Source organism: Hymenobacter terricola (assembly GCF_017921975.2).
Classification (GTDB): Bacteria; Bacteroidota; Bacteroidia; order Cytophagales; family Hymenobacteraceae; genus Hymenobacter; species Hymenobacter terricola.
This window is the reverse complement of record NZ_JAGEMO020000216.1, coordinates 1-749: the sequence shown is the minus strand read 5'-3', so window position 1 is coordinate 749 and position 749 is coordinate 1. Positions and strand designations below refer to the sequence as shown.

Sequence of the window (749 nt, the reverse complement as noted above, 5' to 3'; positions counted from 1 at the left end):
TCATGTGCTTGATGTCAGCACCGGCCAGGAGCTCGCTGAGGGCATCCTTGGTGTGGTCGACCTCCACGACCTGGGTGGCGCCGCTGACGCGCATGTCCTTCAGCTGCTGCTCAGCCTTCAGCAGTGCCTGCCAACGCTCGTCGCTCTCGTCGAAGCCGACCTTGGACTTCATGATGGACTTCTTGGACTGCACGTTGCGGATCTCCCGCTTGAGCGCCTCCTGGTTGGTGGACAGGTACTCCAGCTGCTCGATGGTGTAGTTCACCACGCCGGAGCTGCGCTGGAAGCCACCAGCGGACTTAGGCTTGTTGTAGAGCTCACGCAGGATGTCCTCGGCGATGGCGGCGGTGAGCAGCACGATGTAGTTGTCCAGAGTCATCGCCTTGCTCTTGGCGCGGGAGCGCTTGGACTGCTGGCTCTTCAGCATGCTCTCGACCTGGGCGTCGCTCAGATTGCGCAGGATGTGGTCCTCAGCGATGTCGCTCAGAGGCTTGAACTCGTCGATGATGGCCTCCAGCTCCTTGCTGTCGACAGCGGAGCGCTGGATGCGGGGCGTGTAGTTCTCGATGTCGGCCTCCATGGCCTTGACGATGCGATGCGCCTCAGCGGAGGCGACGGCGGTCAGCTCTGCGGTGCCGGGCAGGCCGCGGGTGCCAGTGGTAGTGGTCTCGTTGTTGGAATTGAACAGCTCATTGATAGACATAGTAGTCTCCCTTCGATTGCCACACTCTGCAGTGGCCAGCGTCATT

1 protein-coding gene is annotated in these 749 nt (G+C 61.4%); it reads right to left on the bottom strand.

The window, feature by feature from the left end; genetic code table 11:
- Nucleotides 1-703, bottom strand: a 703-nt coding sequence (locus J4G38_RS28295; protein WP_226164167.1) for a hypothetical protein, incomplete at its 3' end; no start/stop codon positions are given.
- Nucleotides 704-749 lie beyond the last annotated feature (46 nt).